The organism is Nocardia sp. NPDC003999 (assembly GCF_053604885.1).
This window is the reverse complement of sequence record NZ_JBSGIB010000004.1, coordinates 59075-83173: the sequence shown is the minus strand read 5'-3', so window position 1 is coordinate 83173 and position 24099 is coordinate 59075. Positions and strand designations below refer to the sequence as shown.

Annotated in this window: 19 protein-coding genes and 1 riboswitch; of the genes, 12 read left to right on the top strand and 7 right to left on the bottom strand. The window is 68.6% G+C overall.

The features are described from left to right. Positions 1-23 precede the first annotated feature (23 nt). Entirely contained in the window at positions 24-596 is a 573-nt protein-coding gene (locus ACWESM_RS10735; protein WP_397276081.1) for a TetR/AcrR family transcriptional regulator, read from the top strand. 46 nt (positions 597-642) lie between these two features. Here ACWESM_RS10735 and ACWESM_RS10730 read toward each other — a convergent pair whose 3' ends face one another. Further along, complete coding sequence (locus tag ACWESM_RS10730) at positions 643-1245, bottom strand: cysteine hydrolase (RefSeq protein ID WP_355071104.1); 603 nt, start codon at positions 1243-1245, stop codon at positions 643-645. A gap of 68 nt (positions 1246-1313) precedes the next feature. After that, on the bottom strand, positions 1314-2885 hold the full coding sequence (gene fadD5 / locus ACWESM_RS10725; RefSeq protein WP_412806898.1) for a fatty-acid--CoA ligase FadD5: 1572 nt from the start codon (positions 2883-2885) through the stop codon (positions 1314-1316). A gap of 342 nt (positions 2886-3227) precedes the next feature. On the opposite strand from fadD5, the gene ACWESM_RS10720 reads away from it, so the two are divergent. Continuing rightward, positions 3228-4205 (top strand): NAD(P)H-dependent flavin oxidoreductase, encoded by a 978-nt coding sequence (locus tag ACWESM_RS10720; RefSeq protein ID WP_364424849.1) that lies wholly within the window; start codon positions 3228-3230, stop codon positions 4203-4205. Between the two features lie 6 nt (positions 4206-4211). On the opposite strand, the gene ACWESM_RS10715 is transcribed toward ACWESM_RS10720, so the two are convergent. Next, positions 4212-5183 (bottom strand): MBL fold metallo-hydrolase, encoded by a 972-nt coding sequence (locus ACWESM_RS10715; protein WP_452491495.1) that lies wholly within the window; start codon positions 5181-5183, stop codon positions 4212-4214. 114 nt (positions 5184-5297) lie between these two features. Here ACWESM_RS10715 and ACWESM_RS10710 point away from each other — a divergent pair, with 114 nt between their 5' ends. The 3 genes from ACWESM_RS10710 to ACWESM_RS10700 are packed head-to-tail and all read left to right on the top strand — an operon-like array spanning position 5298 to position 12555. Further along, positions 5298-5630 (top strand): acyl carrier protein, encoded by a 333-nt coding sequence (locus ACWESM_RS10710; RefSeq protein WP_356963158.1) that lies wholly within the window; start codon positions 5298-5300, stop codon positions 5628-5630. Continuing rightward, complete coding sequence (locus ACWESM_RS10705; protein ID WP_452491493.1) at positions 5627-10696, top strand: SDR family NAD(P)-dependent oxidoreductase; 5070 nt, start codon at positions 5627-5629, stop codon at positions 10694-10696. The genes ACWESM_RS10710 and ACWESM_RS10705 overlap by 4 nt, the downstream gene beginning before the upstream one ends. Beyond that, the gene (locus ACWESM_RS10700) at positions 10693-12555 is read left to right on the top strand and encodes a fatty acyl-AMP ligase (protein WP_452491491.1); all 1863 of its coding nucleotides are present in this window, start codon (positions 10693-10695) and stop codon (positions 12553-12555) included. The genes ACWESM_RS10705 and ACWESM_RS10700 overlap by 4 nt, the downstream gene beginning before the upstream one ends. Before the next feature lie 21 nt (positions 12556-12576). Here ACWESM_RS10700 and ACWESM_RS10695 read toward each other — a convergent pair whose 3' ends face one another. The 3 genes from ACWESM_RS10695 to ACWESM_RS10685 form a co-directional block, all read right to left on the bottom strand. Beyond that, entirely contained in the window at positions 12577-12981 is a 405-nt protein-coding gene (locus ACWESM_RS10695) for an RNA-binding S4 domain-containing protein (protein ID WP_355071094.1), read from the bottom strand. 3 nt (positions 12982-12984) lie between these two features. Further along, a complete protein-coding gene (locus ACWESM_RS10690) occupies positions 12985-13581 on the bottom strand; it encodes a C40 family peptidase (RefSeq protein WP_355071092.1) in 597 nt (198 codons plus the stop codon). A gap of 78 nt (positions 13582-13659) precedes the next feature. Further along, positions 13660-13829, bottom strand: a riboswitch (cyclic di-AMP (ydaO/yuaA leader). Positions 13830-14048: 219 nt separating this feature from the next. Beyond that, positions 14049-14306 (bottom strand): hypothetical protein, encoded by a 258-nt coding sequence (locus ACWESM_RS10685; protein ID WP_355071090.1) that lies wholly within the window; start codon positions 14304-14306, stop codon positions 14049-14051. A 168-nt stretch (positions 14307-14474) separates the two neighbouring features. Between ACWESM_RS10685 and ACWESM_RS10680 the strand changes: the two genes are divergently transcribed. The 7 genes from ACWESM_RS10680 (at position 14475) to ACWESM_RS10650 (ending at position 23847) form a co-directional block, all read left to right on the top strand. After that, positions 14475-15656, top strand: a complete 1182-nt coding sequence (locus tag ACWESM_RS10680; protein ID WP_355071089.1) for an ATP-binding protein — start codon at positions 14475-14477, stop codon at positions 15654-15656. Between the two features lie 161 nt (positions 15657-15817). Then, a complete protein-coding gene (locus ACWESM_RS10675) occupies positions 15818-17773 on the top strand; it encodes an acyl-CoA dehydrogenase family protein (RefSeq protein ID WP_364424853.1) in 1956 nt (651 codons plus the stop codon). A gap of 330 nt (positions 17774-18103) precedes the next feature. Continuing rightward, complete coding sequence (locus tag ACWESM_RS10670) at positions 18104-19066, top strand: alpha/beta fold hydrolase (RefSeq protein WP_452491488.1); 963 nt, start codon at positions 18104-18106, stop codon at positions 19064-19066. Positions 19067-19257: 191 nt separating this feature from the next. Next, positions 19258-19545 (top strand): hypothetical protein, encoded by a 288-nt coding sequence (locus ACWESM_RS10665; protein ID WP_355071084.1) that lies wholly within the window; start codon positions 19258-19260, stop codon positions 19543-19545. Between the two features lie 756 nt (positions 19546-20301). Next, complete coding sequence (locus ACWESM_RS10660) at positions 20302-21132, top strand: hypothetical protein (RefSeq protein ID WP_452491486.1); 831 nt, start codon at positions 20302-20304, stop codon at positions 21130-21132. Between the two features lie 25 nt (positions 21133-21157). Continuing rightward, complete coding sequence (locus ACWESM_RS10655) at positions 21158-23098, top strand: fumarate reductase/succinate dehydrogenase flavoprotein subunit (protein WP_364424855.1); 1941 nt, start codon at positions 21158-21160, stop codon at positions 23096-23098. Positions 23099-23100: 2 nt separating this feature from the next. Beyond that, the gene (locus ACWESM_RS10650) at positions 23101-23847 is read left to right on the top strand and encodes a succinate dehydrogenase/fumarate reductase iron-sulfur subunit (protein WP_355071079.1); all 747 of its coding nucleotides are present in this window, start codon (positions 23101-23103) and stop codon (positions 23845-23847) included. 46 nt (positions 23848-23893) lie between these two features. Here ACWESM_RS10650 and ACWESM_RS10645 read toward each other — a convergent pair whose 3' ends face one another. Continuing rightward, positions 23894-24091, bottom strand: coding sequence for a hypothetical protein (locus ACWESM_RS10645; RefSeq protein WP_355071078.1), 198 nt, complete (start codon positions 24089-24091; stop codon positions 23894-23896). Positions 24092-24099 lie beyond the last annotated feature (8 nt).

Sequence of the window (24099 nt, the reverse complement as noted above, 5' to 3'; positions counted from 1 at the left end):
GAGACATTTGTCCGGGAGGCACCGTGCGGGAAGAACAGGACAGCGCCGATCGCCGGGTCCGGCGCACCAGGGCCTCGCTGCACCGAGCGCTGATCGAACTCATGGTCGAAGGCGCCTACGACCGGATCACCGTGCGCGACATCCTCGAGCGCGCGGACGTCGGGCGGTCGACGTTCTACACCCACTACCGGGACAAAGACGATCTGCTGCTGCGCAGCAGCACCGACTACCTGCGCGCGGCCATGACCGCGGCGGAGACCGACGCGGACGCTCCCGAACCGCTCGCGCCGGTGCGCACGCTGTTCGAGCTGGCCGCCGGTCACCCGGAGATCTACCGGGCGCTGCTCGGCCGCAAGAGCGGCACGGTGCTATTGCGCACCACGCGGGTGATGGTCGCGCAGATCCTCGCCGAGCGGCTGCGCGACCGGCTGACGATGCCGGAAGACGAGTTCGCGACCACCGTGACGTTCCTGTCCTGGGGTGTCGTCGGCCTGCTCGGCGCGATCGCGGAAGGACACCCACCGCTCTCGGCCGAGGAGGCGTACCAGCAGGTGGTCCGCCTCATCGGTCCAGGGTTGGCCGGACGGAGTGGGTGACCGGCCTTCCGCGTGGGCCGAGAAGCCATTTCCTCCGCGGCGATGCTCAGCCGCTGATCAGTTCCAGCGCATCCGCGGCGCGCACACTGCCCGCTGTGACGAGTTCGAGGTTGGCCAAAGCGGCTTCGTGCGCTTCCGGGGTGGCGGCGGCCACGCAGTCGGCTACCGGGTGCACGGTGAAGCCGAGATCGGTGCCGTGCCGTGCGGTCTGCTCGACGGTCAGGTTGGTGGCGACGCCAGTGACGAAGAGCGTCTCGATCCCTTGATCGGCCAACCATTCCGGCAGTTTGCTGCCCGCCAGGCCGGAGAGTTTCTGGTTGTCGAAGACTTCCGTCGGCTGCGCCGCCATCTCCGGAATTATCGCGGCGCCCGGTGATTCCGGCCGGAACTCGGTCTGCGCCGCGCCGACCGAGCGCATGAATCCGGTGTTGCGCACCAGTTCTCCTTCGCCGATCGGAATGGTGAACCGGGTGAAGACCACCGGCAGCCGCGCCGCGAGCGCCGCGGCGTGGAAGTCCGTGGCCCGCGCCACGACGCCAGAAGCCGCCACGGGCGCGGCCAGCATGGGACCGAAGAACCCCTCCGGCCGAATGACATTCACCTGCCAGTGCAGCGCCAGCACGGCGGCGCGGATGCGTCGGATCGCCATGTGACGACCTTACGCATCCGCGCCCGCGTGCATTGTCCGATTCACGTGAAACCGAACGCACCGCACGCTCAGGACGAATAGTCCTTGCGCAACTGGACTTTGACCACCTTGCCGCTCGCATTGCGCGGCAGCTCGGCAAGCAGCACCAGTTCCTTGGGGTGCTTGTAGCGCGCGAGGTTCTCGTTGAGGAACGGCTCCAACTCGGCCAAGGTCAGCTCATCGTCCGGGTTGTGCAGGGCGACCACCGCGACCGGCACCTCACCCCACTTCTCGTGCGTGCGGCCCACCACCGCGGCCTCCCGGATCTTCGGGTGGGCGAACAGGACGTTCTCCACCTCGGCGCAGTAGATGTTCTCGCCACCGGAGATGATCATGTCCTTCTTGCGGTCCACCACGTAGACGAAGCCCTCTTCGTCCTGGCGGACCAGGTCGCCGGAGTGGAACCAGCCGCCCGCGAAGGCCTCGGCGGTGGCTTCCGGCTTGTTCCAGTAGCCCTGCATGAGCGTGGGACCGCGATAGACGATCTCGCCCACTTCGCCGGGCGCGACGTCGTTCATCTCGTCGTCGACGATGCGCGCCTGGATGGTGGGGATCACCTTGCCGACCGAGCCGAGCTTGCGGATGGCGTCCTTGCCCTCCAGCACGCAGGTGATCGGCGACATCTCCGTCTGGCCGAACACCGCGACGTTGAACGAGTTCGGGAAGCACTCGGCCATCGCGCGCAGCACGGTGTCGGAGGCGGGCGCGGCGCCCCAGCTGAGCACCTCGAGCGCGAGCTTGCGATCCTTCACCGTCGGATGGTCGCAGACCAGCTGCCACTGCGCGGGCACGCAGAACGCGGAGGTGGCCTGCTCGCGCTCCAGCGCGTCCAGGAACTCACCGGCGTCGAAGGCGCCGAGCGGATGCAGCACCGTCTTCGAGCCCAGCAGGAAGGCGGGCGCGAGGCTACCGAGACCGGCGATGTGGAACAGCGGCGAGGTGCACAGCCCGATCGAGTCGGGTTCCAGCGCCAGCGCTCGGATGCAGGTCAGCGCCTGCGCGTTCATATTCGCGTGGGTCAGCACCGCGCCCTTCGGGCTGCCGGTGGTGCCCGAGGTGTACATGATGAGGCTGGGGGTGTCCTCGGGGATGTCCAGCGGGGTGTGCGACTCACCCGATTCGGCGATCAGGTCGTCGTAGCCGATCACGCCGTCCTCGGACGCGCCGCCGATCACCACGAGGGTCTCCAGGGCGGGCGCCTGCGCTCGCACGGCGGCGGCCAGCGGCCGCAGCACGGTATCGGTGACGACCGCCTTGGCCCCGCTGTCGCCGACGATATAGGCGACCTCCGGCGGCGTGAGCCGGAAGTTGACCGGGACCGCGATCGCGCCCAGCGCGTTGATGCCGAACACGGCCTCGAGGTATTCCGGGTAATTCAGCGCCAGGATCAGCACCCGGTCGCCGAACCCGACGCCCCGGCGCGCCAGTCCGTCGGCGAACTTCAGCGACCGCTCGTGCAACTGCCGCCAGGTCGTGTCCACGCCACGGAACCGGATCGCGACCGCGTCCGGGCGCATCTGCGCGTGCACGGCGATCTGGTTGTTCCAGTGATTACGCCGCGACCTGATCGGCTCGTCGAGCGCTGCTGCCCCGGTGGTCATTGCCACGAACTCCTCTCGGACCGTCATCGGCCCGCCGGGTGGTCCGACGGCGGCGACGGGCTGAATCGCGTGCAGAATATCAACTAACTTAAACGCCCGGCAAGAGATTGCGGAATGAATCCGGGTTAATCAGCCCGGAGCTGGTACCCGGTTCGGCTTGAACTCTTCTAGCAGGCCATTTGACCTCCCACCGAACGGTTGCGAAGCGGAAACGGCAGCGATGAAGATCGTCAAATATGCGAACCTCGGCTCACTTGTGAGTTGAAGACGGGCCGATTCTCGTGTCACCATCGACCCGAACGGGCGAACCGGCACGCCCGCGCGAGACATAGGAGAAGCGCAATGCTGCGGACCAGGTTCACCGAGAAGTTCGGGGTGGAACACCCGATCGTGCAGGGCGGCATGATGTGGGTCGGGCGGGCCGAACTCGTCGCGGCCGTCGCCAACGCGGGCGGGCTCGGCTTCATCACGGCGCTGACCCAGCCGACCCCGGACGACCTGCTCCGCGAGATCGAGCGCACCAGAGAACTCACCGACAAGCCGTTCGGCGTGAACGTCACCATTCTGCCGTCGATCAATCCGCCGCCGTACGCGGAATACGTGCGGGCGATCATCGACAGCGGCGTCGGGATCGTCGAAACGGCAGGCAGCAACCCCGAACCGTTCCTGCCGTACTACAAGGACGCGGGTATCAAGGTGCTGCACAAGTGCACCAGCGTGCGGCACGCGCTGAAGGCCGAGCGGATCGGCGTGGACGGAGTGAGCATCGATGGCTTCGAATGCGCGGGCCACCCCGGTGAGGACGACGTCCCCGGCCTGGTGCTCATCCCGGCCGCCGCACGGGAGCTGAGCATCCCGATGATCGCCTCCGGCGGCATCGCCGACGCCCGCGGCCTGGTCGCCGCGCTCGCCCTCGGCGCGGACGGCGTCAACATGGGCACTCGGTTCCTGTGCACGCAGGAGTCCTCGATCGATCAGAAGGTCAAGGAGAAGATCGTCGCGAACTCCGAGCGCGACACCCAGCTCATCTTCCGCACCATGCGCAACACGGCGCGGGTGGCGGACAACGAGATCAGCCGCAAGGTCGTCGAGATCGAGAAGTCCGGCGGCACCTTCGACGACGTGCGGGACCTGGTGGCGGGAGCGCGCGGCCGCCGGGTGTTCGAGGAGGGCGACCTGGACGCGGGCATCTGGTCGGTCGGCCTGTGCCAGGGCCTGATCCACGACATCCCGACCTGCGCCGAGCTGATCGGCCGGATGGTCACCGAGGCCGAGGAGCTGATCACGGCCCGTCTGGCCGAAACCGTGGTGGTCGGCTGACCGCGTTTACTTGGCCGCGCGGGCGGTGACGGCCGCGTAGTCGTGGCTCGCGACGAGTTCGATGCCGTCGGGCAGCGTGTGCAGGCGATGGATCGTGGTGAAGGCGGCGTCCCGGTCGGCGTCGAACAGCTTGCCCGGCATGGGCGCCTTCTCCCGCAGCAGATCGACCTGCAACTTGCTCCAGACGGCGTCGCCGGCGAACAGCACGCGGCTGCCGTCGTCCACCGCGAGCAATACGCCGATGCTGCCCGGCGTGTGGCCCGCGAGATCGACCAGCAGCACGGAGCCGTCGCCGAACAGGTCCTTGCTGCGCGGGAAGGTCAGCACGGGCGGTCCGTCCAGCTCGAAGCGGTCGAAACTGCGCCCACGCAGCGGTCCGCGCGCCACACCGGCCGGTGCGTGCGGGCCGCCCATCGCCCAGTCGTACTCGACTCCGGGCAATCGGATCTCGACCGAGGCGGGCAGCTCCAGCAGGCCGGAGACGTGATCCCAGTGCAGATGGGTCGGCACCACGAAATCGATGTCCTCGCCCGCGACATCGTGCGCGGCGAGCGCGTCGGACAGCCCGAGCACCGGCTTGTCCGGCGCGACGAGCAGCGGCACCGGGAACGGCAATTCGGGCAGCACGCGCTCGTGCACGCCCGCACACAGGGCCGGGTCGACCAGGAACCGCGCCTTCGGATGCTCGACCAGGAACGCCGCCATCGACAGCCGCATCTCCCGCAGGCTGCGCACGCCCTCGGCCACGATCGTGGTCGGCGCCGACATGGTGGCCTGGGTGAGCACGGTCAGCCGGACCGTGGCGCTCGCGGCGGGCGGCGGCAGCGCTTCGAGGTTCGCCAGCAGGGCGGTGTCGGGGCGGCGCGGCCGCAACAACCGGCCCGGCGTGGCCGCCAGGGCGGCGCAGCAGCGCAGCAGGGTGGGCAGAGTCGGCGTGCGCTCGGCACGGGTGGCGGCACCGCTGTCCGGTTCGGTCACGGTGCCACGGTATGTGATCACGCCGGTTCGCGAAAGAGCCGGGCAGGCAGCGGATATGCGACGTTGCTCCGGGCGGTTTCTGCGGCATAATCGCGGGGGTACCGTTCTCGAGCGGTGACAGCAGCCGGGGAGACGGGGAGGGAGGACGCGATGCGGCCCGGTCTTCCGGACGGGCACAGTGGTGCACCGGAACACGACGGTTCGCTCGGCAATAGCCGACGCACCGCACTCACTTGTGCCGCCGTCCTTGCCGTAGCGGATCTACTAGGTGTCGACGCCGCCTCGGTGTCGACCAGCTCGCCATTCACCGATCTCGGCCTCGGTTCCACTCAGCTCGCGAGGCTGACCGCCTATCTCGAGGACGCCATGGGAGTCGAAGTTCCGCTGACCGCGCTCTACGACCATCCGGACATCGAACAGCTTGTCGAGTATCTCGCGATGCGATGAGCAGCGCGGCCACTGATTCCGTCGGCTCGCATCCACCCGTCTCCATCATCGGCATCGGCTGCCGACTGCCCGGGGCGGCGAGCGTCGCCGAGTTCTGGCAGCTGTTGCTCGAGGGCCGGGACGCCACGTCCGCCCCGCCCGCCGGGCGGCTGGGCTCGCGGCGCGGCGGGTACCTCGCGGATGTCGAGTCCTTCGACAACGACTGGTTCGCCATCTCCGACCGCGAGGCCGCGCTGATGGATCCGCAGCAGCGGCTCGCGCTGGAAGTCGCGGTCGAGGCGCTCGACGATGCCGGGATCGGCTATCGCACGCGGGGTTCCGGCGCGGCCGTCGTCTTCGGCGCGTCGGGGTACGACCACGGCATCGCGGTGCTCGGCCGCGCGGGTCACGACGCGCCCTACGCGGTGACCGGGTCGGCGCTCAGCATCATCGCCAACCGGTTGTCGTACGTGCTCGACCTGCACGGGCCGAGTCTGGTACTCGACAGCGCATGCTCGTCCTCGCTCGCCGCGGTCGACCTCGCGGTCCGGCTGCTCGCCGACGGCGCCGTCCCGTTCGCCATCGTGGGCGGCGTCAATCTCGTCTTGCTGGAACACACCTCGAACTACCTGGCCGAGGGCGGCTTCCTGTCGCCCGGCGGACGCTCGACGCCGTTCGACGTCGCCGCGGACGGTTACACCCGCGGCGACGGCTGCGCCGTGGTGATTCTGCAGCGCAGCGCGGACGCGGTACGCGAGGGCAACCGGGTGTACGCGGAGATCGTCGGAACCGCCGTCGGATCGGACGGCCGCTCCAACGGCCTGTACGCGCCGAACGGCCGCGCACAGCAGGAGACGTTGCGGGCCGCGTGGTCGCGAGCCGGGCGCCCGCCCAGCAGCGCGGGGTACATCGAATGCCACGGCACCGGAACGCCTTTGGGTGACGCGGTGGAGGTCGGCGCGCTCGCCGCCGCGCTCGGGCCCGGCGCGGACGACCCGATCTGGATCGGTTCGGTGAAGTCCAACATCGGGCATCTGGAGGCCGCCGCCGGAGTCACCGGGATGGTGAAGACCGCGCTGTCCGTCCACCACGGGGTGATCGCCCCGACGATCAACGTGCACACCGAGCATCCGCTGCTGCGCTTGGCCGAGCGCGGCCTGCGCGTGCCCACCGAGCCGGTGGACTGGAGCGGGGTGGACGCGACGGAACGCGTGGCGGGCATCAGCTCGTTCGGATTCGGCGGCACGATCGCGCATCTCGTGCTCCGCGGCGCCACGCGAGCGCGGGCCGAACACGATGCGCACTTCCCGATACTGCTGCCGCTCACCGCACGTGACGAGGAGGAACTGCGCGACCGCGCGCTGCGGCTGGCCGATGAATTCGACCGAACAGGGCCCTCCTTGCCCGAATCGGTCGCAGCGGCGGCGCGAGCGGTGCCGGAGCCGACCCGGGCCGCGATCCTCGCGCACGATCACGCCGACGCGGTGCACCGGTTGCGCACGCTCGGCCACGGCGACGCCGACGCGGCGCTGGGCCCCGTGGCGAACCGCCGCCGTGGCGGGCTGTTGTTCCTGTTCTCCGGGCAAGGCGGCCAGCATCCGAAGATGGGCCGTGCGCTGGCGGCGCGATATCCGGTCTTCGCCGCCGCACTCGCCGAGGCGACCGACGCGATCGTGACGGCGGGCGGGCCGCGGGTCTGGACGCCGCGTCACGGTTTCACCTCCGCGGGTGCGGCGCAAGCCACCGATCTGGTGCAGCCCGCGTTGTTCGCCTTCCAGGTGGCGCTGGTGAAATTGCTGGCGGCATGGGGGATCCGCCCTGATGCGGTGGCCGGCCACAGTCTCGGCGAGATCGCGGCGGCGGCGGTGAGCGGCGCGCTGACCCTCGCGGACGCGGCGCGCGTGGTGGTGCTGCGCAGCGCGACGCTGGCGCATCTGGACGGGCGCGGCGCGATGGCAGTGCTGGAGGCGGCCCCGGGCGAGGCGGCCAAACTCGTGGAGCCGATGCGATCGGAAGTGGCCGTCGCCGCGATCAACGGCCCGAGGTCGGTAGTCGTGTCCGGCACCCCGCGCTATATCGACACGCTGGTGCGGCGAGCCACCCGCCGCAACATGTTCGCGCGCAGGCTCGCGGTCGACTTCGCCGCGCACAGCCCGCAGGTCACCACCGTGCTCGCGCCTTTCGTCGCGGCGTTGACCGAGATCACGCCCCTGACGCCGCGCCTGCCGGTGTATTCGACGGCGCGGCGCGGCGCGAAAATCACCACCGCCGCTATGGACCGCGACTACTGGACGGAGAATGCCGCGGGCACGGTGGAATTGGCGGCCGCGCTCGAGCGCGCGGCCGAAGACGGCATCGCCACCGTGGTGGAGATCGGCCCGCAGCCGGTGTTGCTCGCGGCGGTGCGGGAGTACCCGGACTTCCGCGACGGCACGCATGCCGCGGCGCTGCGCGATGACGAGGCGAGCGGCTTCCTCACCGGCGTGGCCGGGCTGTACCTGGAGGGGCGGCCGGTCGACTGGTCCGCACTCGGCCCCTTCGGCACACCCGTACCGCGGCAGTGGCGCAAGCGGAAATTCCCGCTGCTGGTGGCCGGACCCGCGAGCGCGCACGTCCCCGAATCCGCCTTCGCCGCCGAGGATCTGACCCATCACGTGGTACAGGGCGACAACATCGTGCCCGCCGTCTTCTGGCTGCGGCGGCTGCTGCGGCTCGCCAAGGACACGGCGGGGGCGGCCGCACTGGCCGACTTCGCCGTACATGAGAGGACCGATCCCAGCGCCCTGCCCGAGGTCGTCTATCGCGGGCCGGGAGCGGAGGAAAGCGTACGGGCGGAGGTCACGGGCACCGGAACGCTGGCTTCGGCCCGGCCCGCCGGTGACCCCACACCCGCGGATATCGTCGCATGGATGCGGGTGGTCGACGCAAACCGGGCCGCAAGACATCACATGCGCGTCATCACCATCGGCGTCTTCTACCAGGAATTGCGCCGCAGACGGCTGGAGTACGGTCCGCGATTCCGCCCGCTGCGCGGCATCGCCGCGGGCACCGGACGGGCGCTGGGCCTGTTCGACGCCGCCGAATTGCATCGCACCGCGACGCTGGACGGCTGCCTGCATGTGCTCGCCGCGGCGGTGTTCGACGAATTGCCCGGCACGTCGATTCCGCTGCCGATCGGCATCGACTCGGCCTGGCTGTCACATGAACCGAATCGCCACGTGCTCGAGGTGCACGCGCTGGTCCGCGAGCGCGCCGACACCGGATTGATCGGCGACGTCATCGCGACCGACCAGCACGGGGTGCCCTGTCTCGCCTTCTCCGGTGTACACATTCGCTATGCCGACCCCACCGACGAGGAGGGGCTCGGCAGGCTTCGCACGGCGCACGCCGAACACGAAACGCGAAACGCGCCCTTCCGTCAGGAGTCCTGGGAGTCGCGCGATCCCGGTTCACTCGGGCTCGGTGACGCACCCGCGACCCTCGTGCGGCGCGCGGTGGTGGTCGGCGCCTCCGACCTCGCCGTCCGGCTCGCTCGCGCGCTGGACGCCGAGCTGCCCACCGAGCGGATCGCGCGGGAACCGGACGACGCGAGCTCGCTCGTCAGCGCGGTACTGGCCGGGCGCAGCGGTGACCACGCCGTAGTGGCCGTCTGGCCCAGCGGTTTCGGCGTGAGCGCGGGCAAGAGCGCCGCGGCGGCCGGTCGTGTCCTCGAACTACTGCAACTGATCTCCGCTCACGACGCCACCGCGTCCGTGACGGTGGTACTGCCGCACGAGGATCCGGCCCGCCCGCTCCCGCGGCCCGATGAGCCCGCCGCGGCGGCCTCGGTCGTCCCCGCGGCGATCGCCGGGCTGGTGCGCTCGCTGCAACTGGAGACGGGTCGTACGGTGCGCCTGGTCTGGGCCGATTCCGACCCTAGGAACCTGCCGCTGCTCACCCGCCTGGTGGCGACCACCGACAGCGCCGTTCCCGACGAGCTGCGCCTGTCGGCGGGCGAGACCGCGGTGCGTCGCTTCACGCCCGCGCGACCACGCGCCGTGCCTGCCGTCGGCGTCGACGCGAACGGAACATACGTCGTCACCGGCGGACTGGGCACGCTCGGCTCGGTCGCCGTGCGCTGGTTGCTCGACGCGGGCGCGCGCGACGTGGTGGTGCTGACCAGGGCGCCTCGCCCGGTGCCCGCGCTGCTCGACGGCTTGGAGGACCGCATCGTCGTGGTGCGCTGCGACGCCGCCGACCGGGACGACCTGGCCAACGCGCTCAGCGACATCCGGGCCTCCGACTCGATGATCCGTGGTGTCGTGCACGCGGCGGGCGTGCTGGAGGACGCCGGGTTCGACGCGATTACCGCGAGCCAGCTGACCAGGACGTTCCTGCCCAAATCCACCGCGGCGGGCAATCTGATCGAGCTCACCGCCACCGACGCCACCGACTTCGTATTGCTGTTCTCCTCGGCCACCGGCGCCCTCGGTGCGCCGGGGCAGGCCGCGTACGCTGCCGCCAACGCCGCGATGGACGCACTCGCGCAGCGTGATCCGGGCAGACGGATCCTGAGCGTCGGCTGGGGGCTGTGGGATTCCGGCCTCGCCGCGGCGGCGGGCGGCGCGAGCCATTTGCGTCGAGCGGGCATCGGCGCGTTCGACTTGCCGGGCGGAAGTGCCGTACTGTCCCAGGTCCTGCGCTACGACGGCCCATACCTTCTGGTGCTGGAGCACACGCCGACGACCGACACTTCCCCGATCGCGATCCGTTTGACGAATCTGCTCGTGCCCGTCGGCCGTCCCGACCCCGCGCCCGCCCGCGCCGAGGCGAGTGAGCGCACGCCCGAGCCCGCCGAACCGCTGACCACGACCATCCGCCGCGTTCTGGCGAGCACGCTCGATCTGCCCGCCGAGCACATCGACGCCGGGGCCGACTTCAACGACCTCGGACTCAGTTCGTTGCTCGCGATCGAGATGCGCCGAAACCTGGAAGCGCGGCTACGCGTCCGGATCGCGACGGCGGAGTTGTTCAAACACCCCACCATCACCGCCCTCGGCGCCGCCCTGCTGGATCGGGTCGCCGCGAACACCGGAGAGACCTCGTGAGCCGCGGCGACCACCCGGCGGGGAATGGTCTCGCGACTTCGGTGGCCGCGTGGGCCGCCACCCGCCCGGACGAGCCCGCCTTCACCGAGCTGCGGTTCCGCGTCCAGGAACGCAAGCCCGTCACGCTGACCTACGCGCGCCTGCATGCCGCGTCGGGCGCGCTGGCCGCACGACTGCGGCAGGAAAGCGCCCCCGGCGACCGCGTGGGCATCCTCTGCGCCCACGGCATCGACTACGCGGTGGCGTTTCTCGCCTGCCTGTACAGCAATCGAGTCGCGGTGCCGCTGTTCCCGGCCGCGGGCGCACGCAACCGCGAACGCCTGCACGCCGTCCTGGCCGATGCCAGGCCCTCGCTCAGCCTGCTCTCCGCTCACGACGAGATCACCGCGCCGATCCTGGGCACAGCACTGGGACGAGCACTCGCCTTGCCCGCGAATCCCGGTGTGCCGGACTGGGGTTCAGCCGCGGGAATCAGGTCCGGCGCGCCTACCGCGATGGCGTCGGCGAGCGTGGCCGACCCGACGACACGCCGCGCGGGGTCACTCGAGACACGCTTCGTCGCACCCGGCATTGGTCCCGCCACGCCGTCGGCCGCACCGGTGATCGATCCGGTGTGCGACGAGCTGGCCTATTTGCAGTACACCTCCGGATCGACGAGGTCTCCCGCGGGCGTCCGGGTCACGCACGACAATCTCGCCACGGCGTTGACGCAACTCGGGCACGCCGTGTCGGTCGCGGACGATCGGCCCGTCGTGACCTGGCTGCCGTTCTTCCACGACATGGGTCTGATCCTCGGCCTTTCGCTGCCACTCTTCCTGGGCGTGCACGGCATCACGCTGGCGCCCGCCGAGTTCGTGAAGCGCCCCGTCCGCTGGCTGCGCGCGATCGCCGACTACCGCGCCGGTACCACGGGGTGTCCCAATTTCGGCCTGAAACTCGCGGTGTCCGGCACCACCCCCGCCGAGCGGGCCGGGCTGGACCTGTCCGGACTGGACATCGTGCTCAACGGCTCGGAGCCGGTCCGCGCCGACGCCTTGCAGGAGTTCACCGAGACCTTCGCCCCTTACGGTTTTCGCCATCACGCGCACACTCCCGGCTTCGGCTTGGCCGAGGCCACCCTGACGGTCACCGTCTGCGACCAGCGCGAGAACCCGGTATGGCACCGTTTCGACCGCGCCGCACTGTCCGAAGGCCGCGCGGTCGCGCTGTCCGAGGACGCGGCGGGATCCGTGGACGGTGTGCCACTGGTCGGGTGCGGCGCACCCGCTGGACAACAGCTGCGGATCGTCGATCCGGTGCTCGGAACCGCGCTGCCCGCTGGACGCGTCGGCGAGATCTGGGTGGCCGGAGACAATGTGTGCGACGGATATTTCGGGAGACCGGATGCCACGGCGGAGATATTCTGCGCCACGCTGCCGGGAAGCACTGCCCGCTGGCTGCGCACCGGCGATCTCGGCTTCCAGCACGAGGGCCAGCTCTACATCGCCGGCCGCCGCAAGGACGTCATCGTGGTCGACGGACGCAATCACTATCCCGCCGACATCGAGGCGACGGTGCAGGCATGCGCGCCCGAGGTCAGGCCGGGTCACGTGACGGCGTTCGGGCACGACGACGGGCTGCGCGAAGACCTGGTCGTTGCCGCCGAACTCGGCACGGTCGACGGACGCGAGCCGATCGAACTGTTCGCCCTGGCCCGGCGCATCCGCACCGCGGTCGCGTCCACCCACGAGGTGATGCCCGGTGCGGTACTGCTCCTCGAACCGGGGCGAATCCCCAAGACCAGCAGCGGAAAGCTCCGCCGCGGCGAGTGCAGGGCACGCTATCTGGCGGGCCGACTCAGCCCGGTGGCCATGATCTGAACAGCGGTCGCCGGCTTTCGTTCAGTGCTCGTCTCGGCCCATGAGACGGTCGGTCTCGCGACGCTCGCGCTTGGTGGGCCGCCCTGCGCCGCGGTCACGGCGGGGCATGCTCGCCAGGATTTCGCGCGGGGGAGGAGGCGGACTGCGATCGATCAAGCACTGCGCGGCGATCGGAGCGCCGACGCGCTTGGTGACGATCCGCTCCACGATGACAATGCGTTCGATACCGCCCGCGCGGACGCGGACCTCGTCACCGGGACGCACGGGCTGTGCGGGCTTGACTGTCGCGCCGTTCACCCGGACGTGCCCGCCACGACATGCCTCCGCAGCGGCGGATCTGGTCTTGAACAGACGCACCGCCCAGGTCCACGAATCAACGCGGGCCTGGGTGGCGATGTTCTGGATGCCGGATTCGGCGCGGGCCACTCGTTAGACGATACGGCGTGCGGTGACCACCATGTCGGGGCGCAGCGGCGTGTAGGACACCGGCGTACCCGTCTGCACCGCGTTCAGGAGCTTGTTGTCGCCCGCGTAGATGCCGACGTGACCGCCGCCGTTGGTGATGACGATGTCACCCGGCTTCAGCTCGTTGTAAGCGACCGGAGCGCCGACGTGCGACTGCTCGAAGCTGGTGCGGGGAAGCTCGATGCCCGCCTGACGGAATGCCCACTGGACGAGACCGGAGCAGTCGAAGGAGCGGGGACCCGCCGCGCCCCAGGAGTACTGGGCGCCGACCTTGGTCCTGGCGGCGTCGAGGGCGATGTCACCCGGGGAGTTGCTCTGCTGCTGGCCGAACAGGCCCGGCAGCATGGGCGCGAAATTGGGAGCCTGAGGAGCGACCTCTTGCGGCGCCTGGGCAGGGGCGGCGGGAACGGCCGCGAGCGCCTGCTGGATCTGCTGATTGAGCTGCTGGACCGGCTGTTCCCATTCCTGCGGAACATCGAAATTGCCGACACCGGGAACGTTGATGGTCGCGGCCATGGCCGGAATCGCGGGCATGGCGCCGGTCGCGGCCACCGCACCCATGACAATCGCACCCTTGACGGAATTCGGAACCCGAGAATCCCGTTGCAAGCTGTGTTTACCCACCGAGCTACGTCTCCGATCTTGCTGCTCTCCCGCCGACCGGGTTAGCTGACGGGCTCGGGCCGGGAGAGCGGCCCTACCTCGCGACCGAAATCGGCCTCGAGGATTCACCCCAGACGAACCTGTGGGTCCCCGGTACGACAGCCGAGACCGGTTGGCCCCGACAGCCGTTAAGGCGGTAACTAGTGGCGCCGTTTCTCTTACGAAGCGACTGGTTCCACTAAGTCACGAAGAGATTACGGCGCCGACGCGATGTTGTCCACCCCACAGAGCTGCGTCTTTTCCATCACGACCGGAGCCCGCTTGGATCGGCGGAAAATGGCCGCCCAAGCGAAGGTCACGGACTGATCTCGCCGGGCGGCGCGAGGTCACCGAAGGACATCGCCGGCCCGTCCGACCACTCGGGTTCAGGGGCGCGTTCCGTGCACCGCGCGCTCGAGTTCGTCGATCCTGCGGCGCGCCTCGGCCAGCTCGACCTCGAGCTTGCCGAGCGCCATGACCAGCGGGCCGACCGCGAGATCGGCGACCAGCTGTGGATCGTCGTAGCCCCGCTCGATCGCGACGAGGATGTTGGACCGGATGCGCTGGGCCACCGTGGCGCCCGCCGGCACGTTCCAAGACCCGACTACCTCGGCGAGGCCGGCGAGAGGTGGTTCGTCGGACATGCCCCTCCGTTCCCGCGCTGCCGTGCCGCGCGACCGTTCTGGCGAACCGCAACCAGCCTAGAGAGCCGGCGGCGAGAGCAATAGTGCAATACGAAACGCTAAGGCTTTCTAGAACACGCCATAGATGTGCCCAGATTATCCGGACGAAACGCGCTACGGTGTCGGGGCATGGACCCCGTGCGGAATCCGTATGCCCCTGGGGCGGGACAGCGCCCGCCCGAATTGGCCGGGCGCGACAAGCAACTCACGGCTTTCGACATCGTGCTCGAACGCGTCGCGCGCGGCAGGCCGGAACGCAGCGTCATGCTCACCGGCTTGCGCGGCGTCGGAAAGACGGTGTTGCTCAACCAGCTTCGCTCGGCCGCCATCTCGCGCGGCTGGGGCACCGGCAAGATCGAGGCGCGCCCGGACCAGGAATTGCGCCGCCCGCTGTCCTCGGCGCTGCACATGGCGGCGCGTGCGATCGCGACGGCGCACCGCAATCCGGAACGGGTGGACGACTTCCTCGGCATCCTCAAGGCTTTCGCGCTGCGGTCCACCGCGGACAAGGGCATGCGGGAACGCTGGCAGCCCGGCATCGACGTGCCCGCGGTGAGCGGCCGGGCCGATTCCGGCGACATCGAGATCGATCTGGTGGAGCTGCTGGTCGAGGCGGCGGCGCTGGCCGGTGACATCGGCGTCGGCATCGCGATCTTCATCGACGAGATGCAGGATCTGGGGCCCGCCGACATCTCCGCGATCTGCGGCGCGTGCCACGAACTGAGCCAGGACGCCGCACCGCTGATCGTGGTGGGCGCGGGCCTGCCGCACCTGCCCGCGGTGCTGTCCGCCTCGAAGAGCTACTCGGAACGACTATTCAGCTATCACCGCATCGACCGCCTGGATCGGGAGTCCGCCGACCAAGCGCTGATCGCGCCCGCCCAGCGCGAGGATGTGAAGTTCACCGACGAGGCATTGGACTCGTTGTACAGCAAGGCCGATGGTTACCCGTATTTCGTGCAGGCGTACGGCAAGGCCGCATGGGATCAGGCGCCGGAGAGCCCGATCACGGCCGAGGATGTGGAGGTGGCCTCGCCCGCCGCCGAGGAAGAGTTGGCGGTCGGATTCTTCGGTTCCCGTTATGAGCGGGCTACCCCCGCTGAGCGGGAATACATGCGCGCCATGGCCGACCTGTCCGGCGACGACGGGCCGGTGGCGACCGCGGCGGTGGCCAACGAACTCGGCCGCAAACCGGCTTCCCTCTCGCCCGCCCGGGACGGCCTGATCAAGAAAGGCCTCATCTACTCCGCCGAGCGCGGCACCATCGGATTCACGGTGCCGCACTTCGGCCGCTATCTGCGCTCGGTGTGAGCGCCCGCCGGCCACGCGCGCAGCGATTGATTGCCAACTATTCGCCCGTCTTTCAAGATCAATAGATATTCGTAGATTTATCTCGACCAGCAGGCCTACCGATGAGTAACAAACCCTCCTACACTCGGATGTGATCCTGATCACGTCCGAGGGAGGACATCATGGCGACAGCCGCGAAAGTCGACGCCACCGAAGAACAGGCCCGCGCACTGGTCGAGGAATCCCGCGAAACGAGCTGGGCCAAGCCGTCCTTCGCCAAGGAAATGTTCCTGGGGCGGTTCCGGCTCGACCTGATCCACCCGTATCCGGAGCCCGGCCCCGAGGACGCCGAGCGGACCGAGGCGTTCCTGTCCCGGCTGCGGACGCTGTGCGAGTCCATCGACGGATCGGTGATCGAAGCGGAGAGCCGGATCCCGGACGAGTACGTCAAGGGCCTGGCCGAACTCGGTTGCTTCGGCCTGAAGATCCCACAATCGTTCGGCGGCCAGGGACTTTCCCAGTTCGGCTACAACCGAGCGTTGATGCTGGTCGGCTCGGCGCACCCGAGCCTCGGCGTGCTGCTGTCCGCACATCAGTCGATCGGGGTGCCCGAACCGCTGAAACTGGCGGGCACCGACGAGCAGAAGGCCGAGTTCCTGCCCCGCTGCGCGGCCGGGGCGGTCAGCGCGTTCCTGCTCACCGAGCCCGATGTCGGCTCCGATCCGGCCAGGATGGCCAGTACCGCGACGCCGACCGAGGACGGCGAGGCCTACCTGCTCAACGGCGTGAAGCTGTGGACGACCAACGGCGTGGTCGCCGAGTTGCTGGTGGTGATGGCACGCGTGCCCAAGAGCGAGGGGCACCGCGGTGGCATCTCGGCGTTCGTGGTCGAAGCCGACTCACCGGGCATCACCGTCGAGCGGCGCAACTCGTTCATGGGCTTGCGCGGCATCGAGAACGGCCTGACCCGGATGCACGACGTCCGGGTGCCCAAGCGCAACCTGATCGGCCGGGAGGGCGACGGCCTCAAGATCGCGCTCACCACCCTGAACGCGGGCAGGCTCGCCATCCCCGCGTTGTGCACCGCCGCCGCCAAGTGGTCGCTGAAGATCGCGCGGGAGTGGAGCACCCAGCGGGTGCAGTGGGGCAGGCCGGTCGGCGAGCACGCGGCCGTCGGTCAGAAGATCGCGTTCATCGCGGCGACGACGTTCGCGCTGGAAGCGGCGCTCGATCTGTCGGCCACCATGTCCGACGAGGGCCGCAACGACATCCGGATCGAAGCGGCGCTGGCCAAGCTGTGGGCCAGTGAGATGAGCTGCCGGATCGCCGACGAACTCGTGCAGATCCGCGGCGGCCGCGGCTACGAGACGGCGGCCTCGCTCGCCGCGCGGGGCGAGCGGGCCGTCCCCGCCGAGCAGCTGGTGCGCGATCTGCGGATCAACCGCATCTTCGAAGGCTCCAGCGAGATCATGCGGTTGCTGATCGCCAGGGAGATGGCCGACGCGCACATGGCGGCCGCCGGCGCGCTGGTCGACCGCAAAGCAGAGTTCAAGGACAAGGCGAAGGCCGCGGTCGGCGCGACGGGTTTCTACGCCAAGTGGTTCCCGCAGCTCGCGGTCGGCGCGGGGACGGTACCCGCGGCGTACACCGAATTCGGCGTGCTGGCCCGGCATTTGCGCTTCGTCGAGCGCAGTGCGCGCAAGCAGGCCAGGTCCCTGATGTACGCGATGGGCCGGTGGCAGGCGGGCCTGGAGTACCGGCAGAACTTCCTCGGCCGGATCGTCGACATCGGCGCCGAGCTGTTCGCGATGTCGGCGGCCTGCGTGCGAGCCCACGCGTTGCGCGCCGCCGACGCGCCGGAGGGCAAGGCGGCCGAAGAACTGGCGGACACCTTCTGCAGGCAGTCGCGGCTGCGCGTGCGCGAGTTGTTCGACGCGCTGTGGGACAACACCGACGACGACGACCGCACCCTCACCCGCGGCGTGCTCGACGGCCGCTACGAATGGCTGGAGGGCGGCGTGCTCGACCCGAGCGAGGGGACCGGCCCGTGGATCGCGGAGTGGCAGATGGGCCCGTCCACCGAGGAGAACCTCCTGCATCCATTCCTGCCGTCCACGCGTTCCCGCGCGGAAGCCTGAGCGGTAGCGGACCCGCCGCACGCCCACCCGAGCGTGCGGCGGGCGGTCGCTCGCGAACTATTCGCCAATATCGGAATTCTTCTAGAGAACCGCAGATATTTCTCGCGAGCGTGCCGCACATAGCGATCAGGGCAATCTAAAGCTATCTAGTTCTCCAACTACTATTTCGTAGATTTTTCTGTGCGAGCGAAGCCAGCTGCTCGATCGACCGGCAGCGTCGGTTGGACAACGTGTACGTAACGGCAGGTGTAGGGGGTTAACGGGGCGGAAATCCAGTGCGACATCTGGGCAAGAGGCGCCGAACATGCGCCGCGCCCACAGGAGGGTGCCATGTCCACGACCATCGCCCGCCGCGCCGTAGATCACGACGGCCACCACGTCACAGTGTCGGCCGAAGACGGCGTTCCCCTCGCGGTCCGCGTCTTCGGCGGCGACGACGCCCTCGCGACCGTCGTCTTCGTGCACGGCCACTGCCTGCGCACCGAATCCTGGATCTACCTGCGCGAGCACCTCCTCCGGCAGTGGGGAGACGACACCAGGATGGTGTTCTACGATCACCGCGGCCACGGCGAATCCGGGGTGGCGCATCCGTCGACCTACACCATCGAACAGCTCGGGCACGACCTGGACACCGTGTTGCGGACGGTCGCGCCGGCCGGTCCGGTGATCCTGGTCGGCCACTCGATGGGCGCGATGGTCGTGCTCGCCTACGCCCGGCTCTACCCGCAGGCCATCGGCACGCGGATCGCGGGCGTCGGGTTGCTCGCGGCCGCTGCCGCCGGGATCACCGAGGTGGGGCTGGCGCGCCTGTTGAACCGGCGGGCGGTGAACTCGCTGCAAGCCGCCGTCACGCACGCCCCGAGGGTGATGCAGGCGTCCAGGCACCTGACCCGCCGCCTGTTCACGCCGATCCTGCGCGAGGCCGAATTCGGCACCAGGAAGGTGAACCCGCGGATCGCCGCGCTGGCCACGGCCATGCTGAACGACACGCCGCTGCTGACCATGGCCGGATTCCTGCACTCGCTGATCACCTTCGACGAGACGGCGACTCTGCACCGGCTCGGCGCGATTCCCACGCTGGTGCTGGCGGGCTCGGCGGACCTCATCTTCCCGTTCGCGCACTCGGTGGCACTGGCCTCCCAGCTGGCCGGTTCCGAACTGGTCCGGCTCGAAGGCGCCGGGCACAGCGTGCTGCTCGAGCGGGCCGAAGAAGTCGCGCTGTCCATCGCCGGACTCGCCGAACGCGCGTTCGCCGCGGCGCCGTCGGGCGCCGGGTACGCCGCAGTGGGCTGAGCTCGGCAAGCGGGCGGCAACCATCGGATTTCGACCGCACGCGAGCCAGGATCGAATTCTTTCGGTACTGTGTTGTAGATCACGTTGTGTGGTGGGTCACACGGCTCGGTACAGCGCGGCCCAAGGCGAACGGGCAACCGCGCGTCACGGCACCGAGTTCGCATGTCCGCCAGGGAATCCAGGAGGTATCGATGACTCGCAGCGAATTCGCGGAACTACGCTACGCGGTCGGCCAACTCCGGCAATCCATCGGCGTACTCCGCACCCAGTACGGCGACGCCAGCACGGTGCGGCGGTTGGAGAACGACCTCGAGCGCCTCGCCATCGACGCCGACGAACTCGAGCAGTCACCGCCGCCGGAGGTGCGGCGGACCGCCCAAGACGTCATCTACGTGCCGGACAGCAAGTCCGACGAGGCCGCTTGGATGGGCGCACAGGACGAGGGGCTCGGCTTCCACTCCCGTCCGCGGACGAAGTAGTTCCGGGGTGGGCGGCGCGCGCCGCCCATCGCGGTACTCCCTGCCCGATGCCTGCCGTGGCGGCCGCACCCGTGCCACCGGGCCGCGCGCGGTCCCGGCGGCCTGGCGCACGGCGCCGCCGTGATCGCACAGCGCGCGATGGACGTCTGAGCCGTATCGGTCCTCCGCACGACACAGTTCGTGCAGCGACCCGCCATGGTGCGCAAGCCGCTCACCCCCGCCGGACACCGAGCGGGATGAAGATGTTCACCTTGCCCGGCGCGACGATCGAGTCGTTCTCCCGCGCACCAGCGCCGAGACCGCCACCCGTGTCGGTTCCCGCACCGAGCGTTCGGTCACCGCGGCGGGCACACCATCGAGACCGACATCCGGCGAGGCCGCGCGGCGCGTGCCGCTGCCTGCACACCCTCCCGTTGCCGGGTGCATCCGAGCAGGTCAACAGGTTGATTCCGGTCGGATATGGCCGACGATCGATGTCTTCACCCTGCGGTTGAAGAGACAATTACGGCATTCCGTTTTTGCCTGCTCGAATCTTGTTTCGCGGAAGGTGACTTCGAAAAGTCCGGTTGGCCCGGAACCCGCGTAGACAAGCATGAGGCGTGCCTGATGTGGCGCAAATCATACGGTTGACGGCGGGGCATGTTTGTCGAGACCCCGTTCGATCAATAGCGCACGTGTCGTATGGTGCTCAGCATCACATTCGATTGCGGAGGTAACGATGACCACCCGCACACAAGATCAGCGAGGCATCCGCCTGTGAGTGCCGCACCGACCGCCGCCCCCGAAGCGGGCACCGGCGTATTCAGCAGAACAAGGGCCCGAATCTCGGATCGCACGTTGCGCACCGACCGATGGTGGATCCCCCCACTCGTCACGGCGCTCGGGCTAGCCGCGTTCGTCATCTACGCGACGATCAGATCGTATGTGCGCACGGCATATTGGGTCCCGGACTATCACTATCTGACCCCGTTCTATTCACCGTGCCTGAGCACTTCCTGCGTCGAGGGCTCCAGCCATTTCGGCACCCCTTTCGGCGATCTGCCCGCGATCCTGCCGCTGGGCTTCGTGGTGCTGCCCTTCCTGCTCGGTTTCCGCCTGACCTGCTACTACTACCGCAAGGCCTACTACCGGGCGGTGTGGTTCTCCCCGCCCGCCTGCGCCGTGGCCGAGCCGCACGCCAAGTACACCGGTGAGACCAGGCTGCCGCTGATCGTCCAGAACGCGCATCGCTACTTCTTCTATGTGGCCCTGGTGGTTTCGGTGATCAACACCTACGACGCCATCGTCGCCTTCCACGGCAAGACCGGTGGCTTCGGTTTCGGCCTCGGCAATATCGTGCTGCTGGTCAACGTGATCCTGCTGTGGGCCTACACGCTGTCGTGCCACTCGTGCAGGCACATCGCGGGTGGACGGCTCAAGAACTTCTCCGCGCATCCGGTGCGCTACTGGTTCTGGACTCAGGTCTCCAAGCTGAACACCCGGCACATGGCGCTGGCCTGGACCACTCTCGGCACGCTCGTGCTGACCGACTTCTACGTCATGTTGGTTGCCAGCCAAACGATTTCGGACCTGCGGTTCATCGACTGACCGCCTCATCGAGGAGTTTCTCTGCATGGCAGAAGTGGAACGGCACAAGTACGACGTCGTCGTGATCGGAGCGGGCGGCGCCGGATTGCGGGCGGTCATCGAAGCCAGGGAGCACGGCCTGTCCGTCGCGGTGGTGTGCAAGTCGCTGTTCGGCAAAGCGCACACCGTGATGGCCGAAGGCGGCTGCGCGGCGTCGATGGGCAACGCGAACGAGAAGGACAATTGGCAGGTTCACTTCCGGGACACGATGCGCGGCGGCAAGTTCCTGAACAACTGGCGCATGGCCGAATTGCATGCTCAGGAAGCGCCCGATCGAGTGTGGGAACTGGAGACCTACGGGGCGCTGTTCGACCGGACGGCGGACGGCCGCATCAGTCAGCGCAATTTCGGCGGCCACACCTACCCGCGGCTCGCGCATGTCGGCGACCGGACCGGCCTCGAGATCATCCGCACCATGCAGCAGAAGATCGTGTCGCTGCAACAGGAGGATTTCGCCGAGACCGGTGACTACGAGAAGCGCATCAAAGTCTTCGCCGAATGCACCATCACCGAATTGCTCAAGGACGGTGACCGCATCTCCGGCGCGTTCGGTTACTGGCGCGAATCCGGCCGCTTCATCCTGTTCGAGACCCCCGCGGTGGTCCTGGCGACCGGCGGCATCGGCAAGTCGTACAAGGTGACCTCGAACTCCTGGGAGTACACCGGCGACGGGCACGCGCTGGCGCTGCGCGCGGGCGCGACGCTGATCAACATGGAGTTCCTGCAGTTCCACCCCACCGGCATGGTCTGGCCGCCCAGCGTGAAGGGCATCCTGGTCACCGAGGGCGTACGCGGCGACGGCGGGGTGCTGAAGAACACCGAGGACAAGCGGTTCATGTTCGACTACATTCCGCCGGTCTTCAAGGGGCAGTACGCCGAGACCGAGGAAGAGGCCGACCAGTGGCTGCGCGACAACGACTCCGCTCGCCGCACACCGGACCTGCTGCCGCGTGACGAGGTCGCCCGCGCCATCAACGAAGAGGTCAAGGCCGGGCGCGGCACCGAGCACGGCGGCGTCTACCTCGACATCGCTTCCCGGATGCCTGCCGAGGAGATCGTGCGACGACTGCCTTCGATGCACCATCAGTTCAAAGAGCTGGCGGACGTCGACATCACGAAGGAACCGATGGAGGTCGGGCCCACCTGTCACTACGTGATGGGCGGAGTCGAGGTCGATCCGGACACCGGCGCGGCCACGGTGCCCGGTCTGTTCGCCGCGGGTGAGTGTTCCGGCGGCATGCACGGGTCCAACCGCCTCGGCGGGAACTCGCTGTCCGACCTGCTGGTGTTCGGCCGCCGGGCCGGGCTCGGGGCCGCGGCCTATGTGGAACAGCTCGGCGAGCGGCCCGCAGTCGCGGACGACGATGTCACGAACGCCGCGAAGGCCGCCGTGGCGCCGTTCGATCCGCCCGCCGACGGCAAAGGCGAGAACCCCTACACCTTGCACACCGATTTGCAGCAGACGATGAACGACCTGGTCGGCATCATCCGCAAGGAACACGAGGTGCGCGAGGCGATCGACAAACTCGCCGAGTTGCGTGCCCGGTTCCGCCAGGTGACCGTCGAGGGCCACCGCCAGTTCAACCCCGGCTGGCATCTCGCGCTCGACCTGCAAAACATGCTGCTGGTCAGCGAATGCGTGGCGCACGCGGCGCTGCTGCGGACCGAGAGCCGCGGCGGGCACACCCGGGACGACCACCCGTCGATGGACCCCGACTGGCGGAACAAACTGCTGGTCTGCGCGGTGGATCCGGGCACGGCCTGCGACCCGATCCCCGGCGTCACCGTGACGCGCAAGGATCAGATCCCGATGCGATCGGACCTGCTCGCCCTCTTCGATCTCGGCGAGCTCGAGAAGTACTACACCCCGGATGAACTCGCCGGGCACCCGGCCGCGGCCGGGCAATCGACGGAGCGAGAGGCGTAACGATGGGTTACGACGCCAAATTCCGCGTATGGCGCGGCGATCTCGACGGCGGAGAACTGCAGGATTTCACCGTGCTGGTGAACGAGGGCGAGGTCGTACTCGACATCATCCACCGGCTACAGGCCACCCAGGCGCCCGATTTGGCCGTGCGCTGGAACTGCAAGGCGGGCAAGTGCGGTTCCTGTTCGGCCGAAGTGAACGGGCGGCCGCGCCTGCTGTGCATGACCCGGATGTCCACCTTCACCCAGGACGAAGTGATCACGGTGACGCCGATGCGCACCTTCCCCGTGATCAAGGACCTCGTGACGGACGTGTCGTTCAATTACGAAAAGGCGCGGGAGATACCGTCTTTCACGCCACCCGCCGATCTCAAACCGGGCGAGTACCGGATGAAGCAGGTCGACGTCGAACGTTCGCAGGAATTCCGCAAGTGCATCGAGTGCTTCCTGTGCCAGAACACCTGTCACGTGGTGCGTGACCACGAAGAGAACAAGAAAGCGTTCGCCGGACCGCGTTATTTGATGCGGATCAGTGAATTGGAGATGCACCCGCTGGACGCGGGCGACCGCACCGAACTCGCCCAGGACGAGCAAGGGCTCGGTCTGTGCAACATCACCAAATGCTGTACCGAGGTCTGCCCCGAGCACATCAAGATCACCGACAACGCGTTGATCCCGATGAAGGAACGGGTGGCCGACCGCAAGTACGACCCGCTGGTCTGGCTGGGCAACAAGCTGTTCCGCCGATAGACGCCGGACAACCGGCCGGGGCGATCCCCGGCCGGTCGGCGCACCCTTACAACATGGCCACGACGCCGAGGGCCACGACCCACACCAGCATGCCGACGAGCAGCGCCGACAACAGCGAGCTGGTGAGGACGAAGACTCCGACCGCCGACACCGCGAACAACAGCGCGACGATCAGCCATTCCACCCAATCGTCCGGCCGCAATTTCCGGTACCGGGGATGGGAACTCTTGAGCCCTCGGTCCACAGATGATG

Bases quoted from the DNA above. Each gene is read 5' to 3' on its own strand.
- ACWESM_RS10730 (WP_355071104.1), bottom strand. From the start codon at position 1,245: ATGGCGATCCGACGCATCCGCGCCGCCGTGCTGGCGCTGCACTGGCAG.
- fadD5 (WP_412806898.1), bottom strand. From the start codon at position 2,885: ATGACCACCGGGGCAGCAGCGCTCGACGAGCCGATCAGGTCGCGGCGT.
- ACWESM_RS10720 (WP_364424849.1), top strand. From the start codon at position 3,228: ATGCTGCGGACCAGGTTCACCGAGAAGTTCGGGGTGGAACACCCGATC.
- ACWESM_RS10705 (WP_452491493.1), top strand. From the start codon at position 5,627: ATGAGCAGCGCGGCCACTGATTCCGTCGGCTCGCATCCACCCGTCTCC.
- ACWESM_RS10690 (WP_355071092.1), bottom strand. From the start codon at position 13,581: ATGGGTGCGGTGGCCGCGACCGGCGCCATGCCCGCGATTCCGGCCATG.
- ACWESM_RS10685 (WP_355071090.1), bottom strand. From the start codon at position 14,306: ATGTCCGACGAACCACCTCTCGCCGGCCTCGCCGAGGTAGTCGGGTCT.
- ACWESM_RS10680 (WP_355071089.1), top strand. From the start codon at position 14,475: ATGGACCCCGTGCGGAATCCGTATGCCCCTGGGGCGGGACAGCGCCCG.
- ACWESM_RS10675 (WP_364424853.1), top strand. From the start codon at position 15,818: ATGGCGACAGCCGCGAAAGTCGACGCCACCGAAGAACAGGCCCGCGCA.
- ACWESM_RS10670 (WP_452491488.1), top strand. From the start codon at position 18,104: ATGTCCACGACCATCGCCCGCCGCGCCGTAGATCACGACGGCCACCAC.
- ACWESM_RS10665 (WP_355071084.1), top strand. From the start codon at position 19,258: ATGACTCGCAGCGAATTCGCGGAACTACGCTACGCGGTCGGCCAACTC.
- ACWESM_RS10655 (WP_364424855.1), top strand. From the start codon at position 21,158: ATGGCAGAAGTGGAACGGCACAAGTACGACGTCGTCGTGATCGGAGCG.
- ACWESM_RS10650 (WP_355071079.1), top strand. From the start codon at position 23,101: ATGGGTTACGACGCCAAATTCCGCGTATGGCGCGGCGATCTCGACGGC.